This is a genomic window from Dawidia cretensis, from assembly GCF_018598175.1.
Lineage (GTDB): Bacteria > Bacteroidota > Bacteroidia > Cytophagales > Cyclobacteriaceae > Ohtaekwangia > Ohtaekwangia cretensis.
This window is the reverse complement of record NZ_JAHESE010000005.1, coordinates 209335-226094: the sequence shown is the minus strand read 5'-3', so window position 1 is coordinate 226094 and position 16760 is coordinate 209335. Positions and strand designations below refer to the sequence as shown.

Here is a 16760-nt window from a genome sequence, read left to right as displayed (position 1 = left end):
TTTTATGAACGAGGAAACATCGTCCAGTCAGCGGCTCTTCCTGCTGGGTATGATCCTCAGCATGACCTGCTGGGGGTTTAGCTGGACTTCGGGGAAGATATTGTCGCTCTATGCCGGTCCGCTAACGATTTCATTTTACAGATTCACACTTACGTTCGTTTCGCTCCTGGTAATCCTGGGGATTACTAAAGAGTCACTGCGCATCAAACGGGAAGGCCTACTCGACCTGTTGCTGGCGTCGGCGCTTATCTCTCTGTATACCTTTCTTTTCTTTAAGGGCCTGACGGTGGGCAAGGCGGGTGCCGGTGGCGTGCTGGTGACAGTGCTCAACCCCATTATTTCATATACCCTGGCATTGATCATTGGCCGGCGTAAGCCTACACGCCAGGAGGCGATCGGTCTTTCGATCGGCGGAGTAGCCGGTATCATCTTACTGCGGTTGTTCTCGGACGCGTCGGCCTTGTGGAGCGCGGGTAATATTTACTTCTTGCTTGCGTCTTTATCGTGGGCGTTTCTCAGCCTTGTTACGTCGCGGGCCGGGCGTTACGGCTCGCCGGTTACGTTTAGTTGCTGGATGTATACCGTCAGCACGGTGTTGATGTTTGCTTTGTCGGGACCTTCGTCGGCGGGCGCGGTGTTGGACAAGGCAGATTTTACGTTCTGGGGCAATTTGTTCTTTAGTGCCACGATCACGACTTCGTTTGCCACGACGTTTTACTTTGTTGCTACGTCCAAGATCGGTGCCAGCAAGGCCAGCAGCTTTATTTTCCTGGTGCCGTTCTCGGCGGCGCTGGGGTCGTGGATGTTTTTGAATGAAGTGCCGCAGATACATTCTATTATTGGTGGTATATTGGGTATCGGCGCCGTTTATATCCTGAACAAAAAGAAAGCCACTGCTTAACCTCTCGCCTGCTATGAAAGACTACATACTCATGTTGGAGCCCGATGCCGATGACCGGCATATCACACAACACTTCTTCCAGGAAAGAAAATATCCTGTGGCGATCGAGTTTGTTCGCGACACCGATCAGCTGCTGGCGTGTCTTCACGCCTGCGGACCCTGGAAAAAATTGCCAGCGCTGATACTTATTAATGTGGATGCCGGGCGGCTTAAAGCGCCGGCGCTCATTAAAACATTGAAACAGCACGTCATCACGGCACCTATTCCCGTGATTGTATTAAGCGGGAGCAAGGATACTGAGGCTATGCATGCGTGCTATAGTGCCGGGGCGGCATCGTTTGTGATTAAGCCCGATCTGTTTCAGACTACGGACGAGAAGATCTTACATTTCTTTAATTATTGGTTTCGTACGGTGGAACTGACCGGAGCCTGATCTTTTTTCAGGCCGATTGTGTTATCCGCTTTGTAAAAACAGCTAGTAAAATGCCTGCAAGTACCGCTGCCATTCAAAAAAGCACCTTTGATTTTTTAAAGAAGCTCGCCGCGAATAATGATCGCGACTGGTTTAATGCCCATCGCGCACAATACGAGCAAGCGAAGGAAAATACCGAAAGCTTTATGGATGCGCTCATTGCGAAGATGAATACGCATGACCAGATTGAAACACCTTCGGGTAAAAAGGCATTGTATCGCATTTACAACGACGTACGATTTTCGAAAGATAAGGCACCTTACAATCCCCGTTTTGCCGGTGGTCTGCGACGCTCCAAACCGCTGTTACGTGGTGGATACTATTTTTGGATCAAGCCGGGGGCCTCACGTATAGGCTGTGGGTTTGGCAATCCGAATGCCGATGATTTAAAGCGCATTCGCGAAGACATCAGCTTGAATTATGCCGACTGGAAGAAGCTGTTGAAATCAAAAGGCATCGTAACGACGTTTGGACAAATGGAAGGCAACCAGGTCAAGACGACGCCCCGTGGTTTCTCACCCGATGACCCAGCCATTGACTTGCTGCGATTCAAACAATATTGGTTCGAACGCTCGTTTACCGACGCCGAGGTGTTAGCGCCCACGTTCTTGCAGCAGGTTAATCAAACCTATAAGAGCATCCGTCCTTTCTTTGATCACGTGAGCGAGGTCTTAACGACTGACGCTAACGGTGAACCTTTGTTTTAACGGCAGCGATACATGCTATTCATCCCGTAAGGTTTCGACCGGATTGACGCGGGCGGCTTTCCACGATTGAATGCCGATGAAGGCAAATGCTACAAACCATGCTGACAGGCCTGCCAGGATTATCAATAGCCAGTCTATGCTTACGCGATATGCGAATGTATCCAGCCAGGGTGTTATGCCATAGTATATTACGGGTGCTGCTAATAAAAAGGCGGTGACGATCGGTAAGGAGAAGCCGCGTGTAAGCATGAATAATATTTGCGATACCGATGCACCCAGTACTTTGCGAATGCCAATTTCTTTCGAGCGTTTGTTTACGACAAATGATGACAAGCCCATCAGGCCGAGACAGGCGATAACAATGGCCAGGGCAGAGAAGACCTGGAACAGCATCAGGAATTTTTCTTCCTGGGCGTAGGTTTCTTCGAAGCCTTGATCGACAAAATGATATTCAAAAGGCCGGTCTTGTGTGAGTGTCTCCCACTTTTCTTTCAGTGACACCAACGTGGCCGGCAGCGACGAGGCCGTTACGCGCAGCACAATATTATCAGGACACGTGCGATCGCCGGGAGGTATCGGGAAATAGGCGATAGGTGCCACTTTTTGATGCAGCGAATAATGGTGAATGTCTTTTATTACGCCTACGATGTTGCGTTTTTGTGTGCCGAGCTTAATCTCTTTACCTACTACTTCGCCACCCCCCATCCATTGGCGCGCGGCTTCGTTGATGATGACGGAGGTGGAGTCGTCGGTCATAAAATCGGACGACAGGTTGCGGCCTTCCAGGAAATTGGCTTGCAGCAATTTGAGGTAGTTGGCGTCGACAGCAATGATTGACATGCTGCGGGTGTCGTCGGCAGGTAAGCCGTCCCACGAAACGCGATAGGCATAGTTCATCTGGGCGGGGAAGCTCTCGCCGCTGACGGCAGCACCTTGTATGCCGGGGCTGGTGGCCATGAAGTCGCGGATGGCGACGAGCTTCTTTTGCATCTGTCTGTCGTCTACCGGTATAGTGATGAGCTGGTCGACGGTGAAGCCCAGGTCGGCTTGCTTCAGATAGTGCACTTGTTTACTGATGATCAGCGTGCCGGCTATCAAGGCGATGGAAATCGTAAATTGAAATACTACCAGCATCTGCCGCAGGCTCACGGATGTACCACGCACTTGACTCGTGCGAGACTTTAGCGCTTCCAGGGGATTAAAAGCGGATAGGAAAACTGCGGGGTAGAGTCCTGCGAAGAGCGCGATCAATAGCATGATGCCCAGAAACGCTAGCGGCAACGTTACGGTGGGTAGTACGATCGTGGTGCTGTCAATATAGTTGTTTGCCAGTGGTAGTAGCACTGTGGTCGCAACAAAGGATATAATCAATACAATGGCCGCTGTTAACAATGCTTCTAACATAAACTGCGCGAATAGCTGCCGGCGGAAGGCTCCGAGTGCTTTGCGTACACCGATTTCTTTGCGACGTTCTTCCGCGCGTGCAGTAGAGAGGTTGACGAAGTTGACGCAGGCCAACAGGAAGATGAAAACACCTATTGCCGCAAAGACGTAAATGTTGTTCATGCCATCGCTTAGGTTCTTATCTACGTGGCCGGAGTGCAGGTGAATGTGGCTGAGGGGTTGAAACTCCAATGCCAGGTTAGGGGCGTTGTCTCCGGTGTATTTTTTAAAGAATGTATTTGTACCGGCTTGCTTGGCCTGGAAGGATGCGGGGTTGCTCGTCAGAACGTATGTATATACCCATTGTAAGCCCCAGAAGTTTTCGAATTGGGGATATACTTGCAGCGCTTTGCTCATGGGGGCCAGGAATTCAAATTGCACGGAGGCCGTGTGGGGCGGGTTTTCGACAACGCCGGTTACGGTAAAGTCAAATTTACGGTCGCCGTCGTAGATCTTTAGCTCTACGACTTTGCCGATGGGATCTTCGTCTTGAAAGTATTTATGGGCCATGTCCTGGGTCATGACCAGGCTGTTCGGCTTTTGCAGGGCCGTCTTTGGATCGCCTTGCAACATTTTGTAGCTAAAGATGTCAAAGAAGGTAGAGTCAGCCCAATAGAAGTCTTTTTCAAAGAAGTAGGCATCTTGGTTGGCGCGGATGGATACGTTGTCCTGGCCCATGCGTACGACCTTTTCAACTTCCCCATAGGCACTTTGCAATACGGTACCTAATGGGTAGGCTGTCGGCATATTTGAGCGACCGGACTCGAGGTTGTGGTAGTTGACCCGAAAGATGGCGTCGCGTTGGACGTGCATGCTATCGGCCTGTAGCTCTGACACGATGTATAGTGCGATGAAGATACAGCAGGTGATGCCGGTGGCCAGGCCGGCGATATTGATGACAGATGAAAACGGATGGCGAAGCAAGTTGCGCCAGGCGCTTTTCAGGTTTGTAAACAGCATAGTTGGTCCGGGTTAAAGGTTGCAGTTCCGGGATTTCTTTCAAGAGTGGTTAGTTCTATGCTAAAGTGGTGCCAGGTCAAAATTGGATCAAAAAGCGACTTTTGGAGTTGATGTTTGTGCGCTGGCGAATGGGTGTGACCGGATTCGGACGGGAACGGTAGCTTGCTCTCCTACTGTCAATACACCACGCCAAGTCTGGAGGCTGGCGACAGTCGCGGTCACAAGTACCACCCCGACAAGCCGGGAGTAACGGGAGTAAACAGGCGGGGTCAGAAATCGCCAGCGGTTTAATTAATGGCCTCGATTCAAATAGATGGAGAAGTAGCTGCACTCGTTGAGTACTTCTTTGTAATATTTTGTGTTGGCGTATTTTGTCTTTAACTGTTTGAAGCCTTCCCAGGCCAGGGATTCGTTTTCGGGGTCGCCGTTGAATTTTTCGTTGCGCTCGCATTTGGCCATCATGTAGACGCATTTGGCGCGTTGCTCGTCGGTGGTGGCGGCGGTTAGGGCCAGTTTGTAGTAGCGATTGGCGATGGTGCAGGTCAGGAGCTGCGGGGCGTAGTATTCGTCGATATCGAGGTAGTACTGGTTCAGGATGTTGTTGTAATAGAATGCGCGGGCGTTGCCGAAGTAGCTCATGTTGTAGTAGGCGTTGGCCAGGAGGAGACTGTTGTTATATACGTCTTCATTTTTATCGACGTGTGCCTGCATCTCTTTCATCTTTTGCAGGAATGACAACTTGGTGTATTTTATCTTTTGTGTTGCTGCGTGATCGCAGTCGTGGCAGTCCTGGATCTTGCCGTTGAAGGGGTTGCCGTAGAGCTCTACGCCGGTGTTGTCTTTTTGCATCAGGGCGATGGCATTGTCGAGGTTGCCGGCATAGGCGGCCATGATGGCTTCGTATTCGAAGATGTTGTCGAGTTTGACATCGTATAGCGATAGGGCCAGTTTCTCCCACGGAGTGTAGCTGTTTTTTTGCAGGAAGGCTTTCATGGCTTCGAGGTTGGAGGCTGTGCGGTAGTATGTGCGATTGCGGTCGAAGAGCTCTCCTAAGACGATATTGTTCTGGTGCCGGTATAGGGATGCCAGATAGTGTTTGCTCCAGTTTACGACGTGCATGCTACGAAGCGTTTCCTGGTCGCCGTGCTTGTAAAGCCATTCGAGCTCGGGGAGCAGGCGCGTTTCGGCAGTGGCGTCCAGCCGGGTGGTACCGTGCATGGTGTTGATCAACCGGAGGATGCGCAGCTGGGCGGTGGCGAGGTCGGATTTTGGTGCTTCTTTCTCTGCTTTGTCAAAATATTGGGTAGCCCTGGCGTTGTCGCCGTTGAAGATCGAGAGGTAGCCGGCGGCCAAATTCCACAAGTAAGGCTTTTCGGTTTTGCCTTCTTTGGCCAGGGTGGTGACGAGCTGTACGGCCTGTTGATCGACGTTTTGCTTGAGCTTGTTGCGGTAGTCGTCGGCGCTGGTGCACCCTTCGCTGTTCAGGCGGATCTCTTCTTTGTTGATCAGGCGCGTGAGCAGGTAGTCGAGGTGCGTACTTTTGGGACTCAGTTTATAGATTTCGCGGATCGCCACCTTTTCGTCTGCGTAGTAGCCGAACAATGACCTGAGTGTTGCTTTTTCGTCTGCGCTTTTCGCCAGGGCCAAAGCAGCCTGAAAATCGCTTTCTTCTTGCGGATGGAAATTATAAGTAGCCATCACCCGCATCACAGGGCATTTGTCAAAGACAATGCTGTAGAGGTAGTTGGACGTGGCGTATTGTTTTTGTTGATAGGCAACGCCGGCTACATACGCTAAGCCACGATAATACAATGTGTTTTGCGGTACGGCGTTCTTTGTTTTATCGAAGAATATGGTTGCGTTCAGTTTGTTGGCGCTGTAGAAGTTTGCTTTCATGGCTTGGAACCAGTAACGATTCTTCAGGAATTCATCTTTGGCACCAGCGTATAGTTGTTCGGCCCGGGTGATGGTTTGCGGAGTAGCGACCGGAGGTTTCTTGGATTCGTCGTAGTCCCAGTCATATTTGACGGTGCTGGAGGCTTCGATCTCTTTCGCCAGGTGTAGGAAGACGATAAATCCTTTTACGCGCTCGTCTACCAGGTTGATGCGACTGAAGGCAGCGGGTGGTGTTTGTTTTTTCTGTAAGGCTGTGTACAGCTGGTCTACGGCTGCGGCACCTTCTTCTTTGATCAGGAGCATTGAGACTTCCTCTGTAGTAAGTCTGCCTTTCAGGTACGTGGACCAATCGGCGACGATGTCATCATTAAACCGCCCTACGTATTCGGCGTCAAAGCCAATGCCGTAGAATACGTCGCTGGGTGTATAGAAGAGGGGTGCATAAGATTCGTCGACGTATACCTCGGGGGTGAAGCTCGAGTCGTAGTCATAGCCTTCCCAATCGCCGCCGGCACAGGCATGGATCACACCATAGGCAATTAGTGCCAGCGCGGGGATGCTAAAAAGCACGGCTAACGTCTTCCAGGAGGTCTTTTTCATGGTTATAGTGGTTGAGATTAAATGCGTCGAGGTCGTAGAACAGTATTTCTGCCGGCGGGTGGGCTAGCTCGTCGGCCAGGTCGTCGGCCATCTCGTGCAGGTCGTCTGCGGTGATGGTCTCGACCTTTACCCGGTCGCCTTGTTTAAAATACTTGCCTAGTTTAAGGACATTTTCTTTTACCTCAAAGAAGGGCGGCGTTTTCTGCTCGAAGTGCGGGTCGTTGGCAAAGATGGCTTCGTCGGTCTTGTTCAGCAGGCCTATTACCTGGTTGTTACGCACGTGTATGCCCCATGTGAAAATAGGCAGTGCCACGTCGAGCGGACGGGGATAGGCGTGGATAGAGCCCAGGTATGCTTCGGCAGTGGGGCGATCATATATGGAGCGGGCTGGGTCGGGGCCGATGCGGCCCATGTTGTAGTACATCAGTACACCGCGGTCGACGGGCGGCAGGCCGGTGGTGGCGTAGTACTTCACCTGGTGCAGGCGGATGGTGGCGGACAGGCGCCTGGCGCTTTGGCTTTTTAGTTGGTCGAGAAAACGGAAGTAGGTGTCGCGGCTGGTGAGGGTCCAGTCACAGTCGATTTGAATCTCTGCGTTTTGAATGCTGTCGCCGGCGTTGATCTGGTCGATGTAGCGCAGTAGCTTTTGGGCTAAGTCGGCTACGTCGAGGTTTGGATGTAGCATGACTTCGTTTTTTATATACACTACGGGGACGATGGCGACCGAGTCGGGTGGTGCGTCGTGGAATACGATGGGCGATACGGGCACCGGTTGACCTTGCCGTATGGCTACATCGCAGTAGCGGACGTAGAGGGTGGTTACGCGGTGCGTTTGTAGGGCTGCACGTTCTTCTGCAGACAGCCGGAAGATTGTTTTCCAATAATAAAACGAAATGGCGGGCGGCGTGTGGTTAGACTGCCGGCAGGCGGCGAGCAATAGCAGGAGGACAAGAACTGTGTAGTGCTTCATGAGGGTGACGACAAATGTACGGATTTGCGGGGGTGGGTGTTTTCGCATTTAGACAGATTTTTGTCGCAAATTGAAGAGGGTAAAGGCCGGGTATTTGACACTTTCGTGGTGCCGCGCAACGGTTTGTTGCCTGACAACATTATGATTAAGAAGACAATTAACATCATCATGGCTTCGCTGCTGGTGACCCTCGGTTTTTGGAGCTGTACTGGTTCGGATAGCACGCAGGAGCTTGCCCGCCGGATACGCGAGAACAAAAGCTACGTTTATACGAAAGACCTGGCGCGTTCGGTGGTGCGCTCGGGCTTTAATGCCGGCGACGGTTATGGTGAAGTGTGGATACGCGACTATAACACCTTTATTGAGCTTTCGGCGGAAGTGCTGCCGGCTGAGCAGTTGCGGGAGAACCTGCTGGTGTTTTTCCGATTGCAAGGTAGCGACGGCAATATCATTGATGGTTTTATTCCGAAGGAGAAAGCCGGTGTGGGCTATAGCTACATCTACTCGGATCTGGAACCGCGTTATGCCGGTCACAAAAATACGGTGGAGACCGACCAGGAGTCGTCGTTGGTACAGGCGGTTTACAAGTATATACGTGCTACGAAAGACTCTGCCCTATTGCGTGATACAGTTGGTGGTAAAACGGTGGCCGAGCGGCTGGAGTGGTCGTTGCAGTTTTTGATGAACGAACGGTATGACAGTGCGCATGGGTTGATTTACGGTGCGACGACAGCCGATTGGGGTGATGTGCAGCCTGAGCACAACTGGGGTGTGTATCTTACAAAGGATACGCATTATGCGATTGACGTGTATGACAATGCCATGTTGCTTATTGCGCTTGACAACTTCCTGGAGCTCTTACCTGCCAAACGTGAGCACTGGGGGCCGGTGCGGGAGGCTGTAGCTGTCAATGTGCGCAAGCATTTGTGGGATACATCGCGTCGGAAGTTCATTCCCCACGTATATTTAAATGGCAGTCCCTTTCCTGATAGTGTGGATGAGAACTCCATTTATTATCACGGTGGCACGGCAGTAGCCATCGAGGCGGGGCTGCTGAACCAGGATGAGATTCGTGCATCCCTCGAAACGATGATCCACAACGTACAGGCCAGTGGTGGACCGACGATCGGGCTCACGTTGTATCCCCCCTACCCCAAAGGTACCTTTGTAAACGAAGGCATGTATCCTTATGGCTACCAGAACGGCGGCGACTGGGATTGGTTTGGCGGACGGATGATTCAGCAGCTTGTACTGCACGGATTTGTGACGGAGGCCGTACAACAGTTGCAGCCAATGCTGGACCGCGCCGAGCGCAACAAGGGTTTCTTTGAATGGTATTCTTTGAAGAACGAGCCGAAGGGGTCGGGTACGTTTCGTGGTTCGGCCGGTGTGTTGTACAAAGCCATTGTATTGCTGGAACAATGGGCGGACGATCCGAAGGCGGCTAAGTGATGTTTTATCGCTATCTTCCGCACGGGCTATTGCACGCACCGTGAGAACCAAACGCTTTAAAGTTGCTGTATTGCTGGACGCTGCCCGCGCGTATGACCGCGACGTGCTGAAGGGTATTACGCATTTCAATAAGCTGTACGACAAGTTTACCTTCTTCTTTTACTCGCCCCGATATATTCATCCCGAAAACCAGGACAAGCTGTTGAAGCGTTTGTCGGACTGGCATCCCGATGGCATCATTGCCCGGGAGATGCCGGGGCTGCGCAGTGTGCAGGCGTGGCAGGTGCCTCTTATTGTTTCACCGCATACTGCCTTGTATGAGAGTGCTGTTAATTTGTGGGCCGACAACGAGGCTATTGGCGCATTGGGGGCCGAATACTTTTTGAGTAAAGGGTATAAACATTTTGGTATTCTTGGTTTTCGCCAGTTTCAATGGTCGGCAGAGCGCGAGGCGGGCTTTAGTCGTGCTACGAAGGTGGCCGGTATACAGCCGAGTGTGTTTCTGTTTGACGATCGTACGATGCTGTGGGAAGATTTGCCGGAGAGTCTTTCTGCCTGGTTGCGGGCTATACCGAAGCCCTGCGCAATCTTTTCGGTTACGGACGAGCTGAATATACATTTGCTGGAGGCTGCGAAAAATGCACGCTATGCCGTGCCGGATGAGCTGGCGATTCTCGGTGTTGATAACGACTCTTTGTTGTGTGAAATGACGCAGCCGACGCTGTCGAGTATTGATCAGAATGCAGTGCAGGCAGGATTTGAGATTGCCCAGGGATTGTTGACGTGGATGGAGGCGGATGAGCGGCCGGCTGCGAACTTTATTCATAAGCCGAAGGCCATCATTGATCGACAATCAACGAGTGCGTTGGCGATTGATGATGAAGAGGTGCGGAAGGCGTTGACATTTATTAATACGCATGCACCGGCTGCGGATATTGATGTGAACGATGTGGTCGAAGCCACGACACACTCGCGTCGCATTCTTGAGAAGAAATTTAATCAGCGTCTCAACTCGTCGATCCTGGATGAGATCAAGAAGGTGCGCATTCGCCGGATTCAGTACTTGCTGGCGGAATCTGATTTGAACGTGCAGCAGATCGCTTATGAGATGGGATTTGATAATCCTGCTAACATTACCCGTTACTTCAAGCTCGCTACGGGTTACAATCCGTTGGAGTATCGCAAGGCCTTTGGCGCCCGCAAAGCGTAGCACGCTTTCCTTACCACAATCATAAAACGCAATTCGATTATTCGTTGACGCAATCTGACAGGCGCTTTTGTGCGGCTGCAAGCATCTTTGTATTGTGCTGACGGCAATGAACCACAAAGCAGGGGGTCGTTGACCGGCAGTACAAGACCATTTGGGTTAATTGGTCGGTTGGATGTCTTGCATTGGTAAACGTTACCCAGATTGCCGGGGTGTGCCGGCTAGTGCCTGGAGTAATGTTTACCGTGCAGGGCTGTCCGTCATTGAGGATTCTAGTGTGCTCCGCACAATCTGATATAATACAATTAAGAATTTTATGAATGAAGTTGGAGTGGTGATTGACATGGGCGGTACCATGATCAAGATTGGTCTGGTGGCTGACGGAAAGATATTGGCGCATACAAAGGTGGATGCGGAGTCGCAGGTGAGCCTGGAGCAGCGGTTGCAAAGTGTGGGTGACGTCGTGGATGGTTTGTTGCGCGGGCATGGGCTTACGCCGATTGGCATTGGGGTGGCGTTTCCGGGGATTGTGGATGCTGGTAATAAGCGGATTTTGTCGCGTTATGTAAAATATCCGGATGCGCAGGATTTTGATCTGGCGGCGTGGGCTGACCGGCGTTGGGGCGTACCCCTGGCGGTGGAGAATGATGCGCGGGCGGCATTGATTGGCGAGTGGCAGTATGGTGCGGGGCAGCAGTGTGACAACCTCGTGCTGGTGACGTTGGGTACTGGTTTTGGCAGTGCTGTGTTGATCGATGGTAAATTGCTTCGGGGGCGCAATCATGTGGCTGGCAACCTGGGCGGGCATGTGACGATGAATGTGCATGGTAGTACGTGCAACTGTGGCAATGTTGGATGTTTGGAAACTGAGTGCTCGGCTTGGGCATTGGGGGAGTTTGTGCGGAAGCAGGCGGGGTTTGCGAGCAGTGCGTTGGCGGGCGAGCAGGATATTACGTTTAAGAACATCTTTGCGCAGAGTCGCACCGGTGATGCGCTGGCGAAGGAGGTTTTAGCACACTGTCTAAAGGTGTGGTCGTTGGGTATTATTTCGTTGATTCACGCGTATGATCCTGACCGGATCATTATTGGTGGAGGGATTATGAAAAGTCAGGATGTAATCATTCCGGCGGTGCGGGAGATGGTTGCGAAACACTCCTGGGTGAAAGACAACGTGCCTGGGATTGTGCCTGCTGTGCAGACGGAGTTTGCCGGGGTGTTGGGGATGTATCATGCCCTCTCAACTTTGCGGAAGGGCCGACAGTCGCTGCAGGGTGTTAGTGCGTTGTAGCTGATTTTTAGAACACCGTAAAGTCAATACGTCTGTTCAGCTGACGGCCTTCGGTTGTCTTGTTGGTATTCTTCTTGACTGTCTCGCCGTAGCCTACGATAGAGATTCGTTCGTCTGGCACGCCCATGTCGAGCATGAGCTGACGGATCTTTTGAACTCGTTTGATGGAGAGCTGCATGTTGTAGTCATCTGCACCGCGATCGTCGGTATGGCCTTCTATCAATACCGAATGTCCCTGTAGCGCATATTCTGTGGCAATCAGAAAGGGCTCCATGTCTACGACGGCAAACTCGTCTTCGGCAAAGGTGAAGTACAGCGGCGCCAGGGGAAGCGGCTCTGAGTCGGGTTTGGTCTTCAGCTTCTCGGCCACCGTTTTCCTGATTTGCTCGTGTTTTTCAGAGGTAGGCTCTGGGAGCTTATTTTCTACGAGTACCTGATCTTCTTTATGATGGAGCTGTTCCAGTTTTTGGTCATCTATCTTTTCGATCTTATGCTCTGTTTTCGCTACTTCCGGAGCCGGTGGTTTAGGCTTGGGTTGAGGTGTTGTTTTAGTATAGTTGCTTAACACAACGTTTTTTTCCTTTACATATGAGCCTTTGCGATTCGTGCGAGGCTTTTTCTTCCATTTTTTGGAAAGCCCACAGGCCGTGCTATACATTTTAGTTCTGCTTTTATAGCCACGACCCCAGAAATTCTGGGCAGTTGATGAACCGCAGGCTATCAGAATAAAGAATGTTACAACGCATATCTGCCGTATCAGAAAAGACGGACTATAGATAGAAATGCGAGTATTCATACCAGGTATTGGATATGGAAAATCGTTTAAAAGTAAGTGATCGACAAACCCTGGTTTACTTCTGGGCGTGTTTTGCCCTACATTTGAGGTAAGATGTATGAACGATTTAAAGCGTCGACTTCTATAAACCCGCTTGCCAAAGATTACTGTATCGTTAGAAGCGTCTTTTTAAGCGATGAAGCGATTCCTTTCTGGTGAAATTTGTTTATTAGATGAAATCTTACATGCTTGATGTTTGCAGCGTAAACCAACATGCGAGCTTCTTAACATTCCAGTATTGAGAAATGACGGATAGATTGGACTTATCAAATAGTAGAACCGATCATCAGTAGCCCAGGCCACGGTGGGCGGGGCATCCTTAGTGCCCTACGAAAAGCGCAAACTTGCTGGTCTAATTACACCTAGGATTAGCCGGACCAACAGTAGGGATAAAGTATACATAAAGTATACTTACAGTATACTTAGAGTATGGCGGGAGTATCCTCAGCAGCACACCTTCGTAACACAACAACCGGATTTTTGAGGTAACCTTGCTCATTCGGACATTTTCGCCCCCCCTGGTTCCATGGGCTGGCGCCCCACTAAGATCGGGACGCCAGAAGAGCTTCTGTCTCTCGAATCTGTTATTTTCTACGGGGTTTGCTCTTGGTCATTGGCTAATAGCCCGGCGAATTCATCTATGGTTAGGTTGTGAATGGCGAGAAGCTTGGCGATGGTGCGGAGCGTGAGGTTGGATTTGCCGTCTTCGACGCGCCAGTATTGGGCGCGGGGTATGTCGTGCACGAAGGCGAAGGACTCGTAGCTGGGGAGGCCTTTTTGTTTTCGTAGGTCTTTGAAGATGCGGGCTACGCGGGTACCGAATTGTTGGAGCAGGATTTCTTCTTCTTTCATTGCTTGAAACAGTTTCGTTTAAAAATAGATTAAGAAGGTACTGCGCAAGTTGGGGCCTGCCTGGCGGTTCTTTCAATTTTATAGAGCCGATGGGGAGTGGGTGGTAGAAGGAGTTTGTGCTCATTTTTTATACCGTAGCAAGTGACTCGCCAGCCTGGAGTTAAGAAAACTTATCTAAACACGCTTGCATAAACCGTAAAAATCGCCGGCAATAAAAAAGCCACCTGGAGGTGGCCTTTTATGCTTTAGGGGATTCTATGTGCTTACTTCTTATACGATTCAAGGAGTTTCTCCATTAGGGTGATTTTTTCGCGCTCTGTTTTTAGGAGATCTTCGTACAGCTTTTTATTCTCATTATATTGAGATATGAGTTCTTCGTACTTTTCAGGAATATGATTATTAAATGTCTCAATAGTAGTATCTTGACCTGCAAACCCATTCGTGTTATAATTATTTTGGATGTATTGCTTTACCTTTTCATGGTCGTAGTCCTTGATATTGTCAACCTCAATTTCGAGGGCGTCTGCAAGCTCCTTTAACGTTTCATCATCAATATGCTCTTCCTTTTCGAGCAATGAGATCTTTTTCTGGGACCAGCCTTTACCGATTTTCGAGGCCAAGGCATCTTGCTTAAGGCCGAAGCTTTCACGAATGTGGCGAAGGTTCTCACCGTGGTGGATTTTCTTCTTGTTGCGCATATCTGTTTTTATCATAACAATAAATATAACTTTTATCAAATATCGAAAATAATTCATTCTTGTGAAAGTTTTCACTAAAGCAATGTTTCCTTAAAAAGGATTTTGAGCAAGGTATATGTGTCATAATTTATTCTCGTATAGTTCTTTTGTATGCTGAGGAAATGTTGAATGGCCGCGTGGCATGTGTTTACTTTACATAAACATTAAACAAGAGCAAATGCACACAACGATACAACCCAACTTAACGACTGCGGCATGGAAGGACTCATTTTACAGACGGTCTGCGCCGCCTTAACGAAATAACACTCACTGGTAAAATATTTTTAAACTTTAAACACCTTACCCCGCTCATGAGACAACATTTTATAAGATAAAAAAAACAAACACTGCCTATGGATACCGTTAGATATACGCCGTTGCTAAAAAATTGCTTTAGGGCGATGACTGGCCTCGCCGACATTATACAAGAGGAGGATGCGAAGAAAACGCAACAACAGTTTAATGAAGAAATTGACCTCCTGATAGATCACTTGATTACTATTAAACGTGTGAACGCTCTTACCTACGAGGCAAGCCCTCGACTTCCGTTCACATTCGCCTCACTGATCCTCAACTGAGGATTTAAACCCTGATTATTCTACGCGAAGGAGCCCGAACGTGTTAGGTGCCCCGGCCCTGGTGGCCGGCGCATCTATGCGGGAAAAGACTTCGCCTTGCATGCTGTGGCTTCTGCCATTGCAGCAGGTATTTGATGCATTGCCAATAATAAGGCAGTGTAGTGGAGCTCTTTTTTCTTAACCATTTAACCCATAAAAACGATGGATCACGTTCGCTATACGCCTATGTTAAAAGAATACCTGGAGAAGGTATTGCCCCTGGCGGAACGGTTGCGGCAGGAGGATATTACTAAATCGCGGGTGCGCCTGGACGCAGAAGCTAAACTGATGATTGAATATATGCAGATCATTCAGCTTATCAACAGATATAATGATAACGAAGGCCCTGGGGCAACGCTGTGGCAGTGGGTGGCCGGTTTGTTTAACGGCATGCGGAAGAAGTTGTGGGGAGGTGCCACGCGTGCCCTTGCGGTCTTTGTTTTTGGGCGCACGGTAGGCTAGTAGTGCCGATGCGCCCGGCCGGAGGTTTGTCGCCTTCGGCCTTCTTTTCGTTTCTTTTCCTATTTCATGTTATAAGGGGGTGGGCACCGTGCATGCCAGTAGTGCACGTGTGCCCGGGCCGGAGGCTTGTTGCCTTCGGCTTCTTTTAAGAATTTTTTATTCCAAGATTTTTTACCAGTGGGCATGTGCAGCCAGGTCTGCATAGGTGCCTGGCCGAAGGCTGCGGGGCCTTCGGCCTTTTGTCTATCGCATGTACGCCGGCGTGTCAATCCTCAAACGAACATATTTAATGCGAGCACGATTGTCGGTGTATGTTACGTGTACAGTGCCGTGTCGATCGACAATGATGGCAGGGTAGCTGTATTCGCCTTCGGTGTGATCCTCGAACGTATAGAAGTCATTCGGTTCTTCATAGCCTAGTGATGCCAGCTTTAGGACGGAGCGTCCCTCCCACCATTCTTTGCCGGCGGGCAGGGGGTTGTATACCAGGACATGAAAACCGCTGGGTAGCAAGATTGCAGCGTCGACGCCGGAGTTGGGATTGGGGATTGTCGTGGGCTTGAGGGGTGACCATGTTTCGCCGTCGTCTTTTGACCAGCTTTCGACAAGTACGTTGTGCTTGCTGCGGGCGAGGAGCCTGATGGGATACGAACGTCCATTCAACATATGGCCGACACCTTGTATTAACAAGGTGGGCTGAATGACCTGAAAGGTGTCGCAGGGAATTTCGGCTTTCCACCATTCTTGCAATGTGGAGTCGGAGCCTTCGATGTGGATGCACCAGTGTTTTTCGTCGCGGCTTTCGGTGCTGGATGGGTACAGGATACCGCCGTTCCACAGCTTTATCGGTTTGTTTTTGATGGGGCCGAGGAAACCTTCCAGCATGGGTTCGGGGTTGGACCAGGTGCGGCCGTTGTCTGTGGAGACCTTATACAACGCCCACCACTCGCGGGGATTGGGACCTACTTTGTAGTGCAGATATAGTTTTTTGCCGATGCAGTATAGTACGGGGTTCCAGCAGGGATATTGTGTTTTATAGTCTGATTGTACGCCGTCGGCAATTCTTAGCGGGCGGGACCAGCCTTTCTTTTCGTCGCGGATGGACATCCAGATGCAGACGTCGCTGGCCCCTTCGTGGTCGCCGCCGAACCAAGCGGCGGCGATGTTGCCGTTGGGCAACTCTACTACGGTGGAGGCGTGGACGGATTTGAAAGGGCCTTGCTCGAATATATATTCGGTTGTGGCGCTAAGGACGCTGAAGGGGCCGCCGACGGGGATTAGACCTTTCTTCTTTTGTTGCGCGGAGGTTGTGGCTGCTACTAGCGAGCAAATCAATATTATTACTGCACGATACATGTGTA

General features: G+C 50.4%; 15 protein-coding genes. 8 read left to right on the top strand and 7 right to left on the bottom strand.

Features of this window, described 5'->3' with window-relative positions; all coding sequences use genetic code 11:
• Nucleotides 1–4 precede the first annotated feature (4 nt).
• The 3 genes from KK062_RS08375 to KK062_RS08365 are packed head-to-tail and all read left to right on the top strand — an operon-like array spanning nt 5 to nt 2080.
• Nucleotides 5–901 (top strand): DMT family transporter, encoded by an 897-nt coding sequence (locus KK062_RS08375; protein ID WP_254083825.1) that lies wholly within the window; start codon nt 5–7, stop codon nt 899–901.
• 13 nt (nt 902–914) lie between these two features.
• Complete coding sequence (locus tag KK062_RS08370) at nt 915–1334, top strand: response regulator (protein ID WP_254083824.1); 420 nt, start codon at nt 915–917, stop codon at nt 1332–1334.
• 50 nt (nt 1335–1384) lie between these two features.
• On the top strand, nt 1385–2080 hold the full coding sequence (locus KK062_RS08365; RefSeq protein WP_254083823.1) for a DUF2461 domain-containing protein: 696 nt from the start codon (nt 1385–1387) through the stop codon (nt 2078–2080).
• 15 nt (nt 2081–2095) lie between these two features.
• Here KK062_RS08365 and KK062_RS08360 read toward each other — a convergent pair whose 3' ends face one another.
• The 3 genes from KK062_RS08360 to KK062_RS08350 all read right to left on the bottom strand — a co-directional run bounded on the left by KK062_RS08360 (nt 2096) and on the right by KK062_RS08350 (nt 7949).
• Nucleotides 2096–4483, bottom strand: coding sequence for an ABC transporter permease (locus tag KK062_RS08360; RefSeq protein ID WP_254083822.1), 2388 nt, complete (start codon nt 4481–4483; stop codon nt 2096–2098).
• 291 nt (nt 4484–4774) lie between these two features.
• Entirely contained in the window at nt 4775–6979 is a 2205-nt protein-coding gene (locus KK062_RS08355) for a hypothetical protein (RefSeq protein ID WP_254083821.1), read from the bottom strand.
• Nucleotides 6939–7949 (bottom strand): hypothetical protein, encoded by a 1011-nt coding sequence (locus KK062_RS08350; protein WP_254083820.1) that lies wholly within the window; start codon nt 7947–7949, stop codon nt 6939–6941. Before KK062_RS08350 ends, KK062_RS08355 begins: the two co-directional genes overlap by 41 nt.
• Before the next feature lie 141 nt (nt 7950–8090).
• Here KK062_RS08350 and KK062_RS08345 point away from each other — a divergent pair, with 141 nt between their 5' ends.
• The 3 genes from KK062_RS08345 to KK062_RS08335 all read left to right on the top strand — a co-directional run bounded on the left by KK062_RS08345 (nt 8091) and on the right by KK062_RS08335 (nt 11896).
• A complete protein-coding gene (locus KK062_RS08345; RefSeq protein ID WP_254083819.1) occupies nt 8091–9401 on the top strand; it encodes a glucosidase family protein in 1311 nt (436 codons plus the stop codon).
• Nucleotides 9402–9441: 40 nt separating this feature from the next.
• Nucleotides 9442–10611 carry a DNA-binding transcriptional regulator gene (locus KK062_RS08340; RefSeq protein WP_254083818.1) on the top strand — a complete coding sequence of 390 codons (1170 nt, stop codon included), beginning with the start codon at nt 9442–9444 and terminating at the stop codon, nt 10609–10611.
• 313 nt (nt 10612–10924) lie between these two features.
• Nucleotides 10925–11896, top strand: coding sequence for an ROK family protein (locus KK062_RS08335; RefSeq protein WP_254083817.1), 972 nt, complete (start codon nt 10925–10927; stop codon nt 11894–11896).
• Between the two features lie 7 nt (nt 11897–11903).
• On the opposite strand, the gene KK062_RS08330 is transcribed toward KK062_RS08335, so the two are convergent.
• The 3 genes from KK062_RS08330 to KK062_RS08320 form a co-directional block, all read right to left on the bottom strand.
• On the bottom strand, nt 11904–12692 hold the full coding sequence (locus tag KK062_RS08330) for an OmpA family protein (RefSeq protein ID WP_254083816.1): 789 nt from the start codon (nt 12690–12692) through the stop codon (nt 11904–11906).
• Nucleotides 12693–13322: 630 nt separating this feature from the next.
• Nucleotides 13323–13583, bottom strand: a complete 261-nt coding sequence (locus KK062_RS08325) for a helix-turn-helix domain-containing protein (protein ID WP_254083815.1) — start codon at nt 13581–13583, stop codon at nt 13323–13325.
• Nucleotides 13584–13846: 263 nt separating this feature from the next.
• Complete coding sequence (locus KK062_RS08320; protein WP_254083814.1) at nt 13847–14296, bottom strand: helix-turn-helix domain-containing protein; 450 nt, start codon at nt 14294–14296, stop codon at nt 13847–13849.
• A 377-nt stretch (nt 14297–14673) separates the two neighbouring features.
• Between KK062_RS08320 and KK062_RS08315 the strand changes: the two genes are divergently transcribed.
• Nucleotides 14674–14898: a hypothetical protein gene (locus KK062_RS08315; RefSeq protein ID WP_254083813.1), complete on the top strand. Its 225-nt coding sequence runs from the start codon at nt 14674–14676 to the stop codon at nt 14896–14898.
• 201 nt (nt 14899–15099) lie between these two features.
• Entirely contained in the window at nt 15100–15399 is a 300-nt protein-coding gene (locus KK062_RS08310) for a hypothetical protein (protein WP_254083812.1), read from the top strand.
• 243 nt (nt 15400–15642) lie between these two features.
• Here KK062_RS08310 and KK062_RS08305 read toward each other — a convergent pair whose 3' ends face one another.
• Nucleotides 15643–16755, bottom strand: coding sequence for a sialidase family protein (locus KK062_RS08305; RefSeq protein WP_254083811.1), 1113 nt, complete (start codon nt 16753–16755; stop codon nt 15643–15645).
• Nucleotides 16756–16760: the final 5 nt, after the last annotated feature.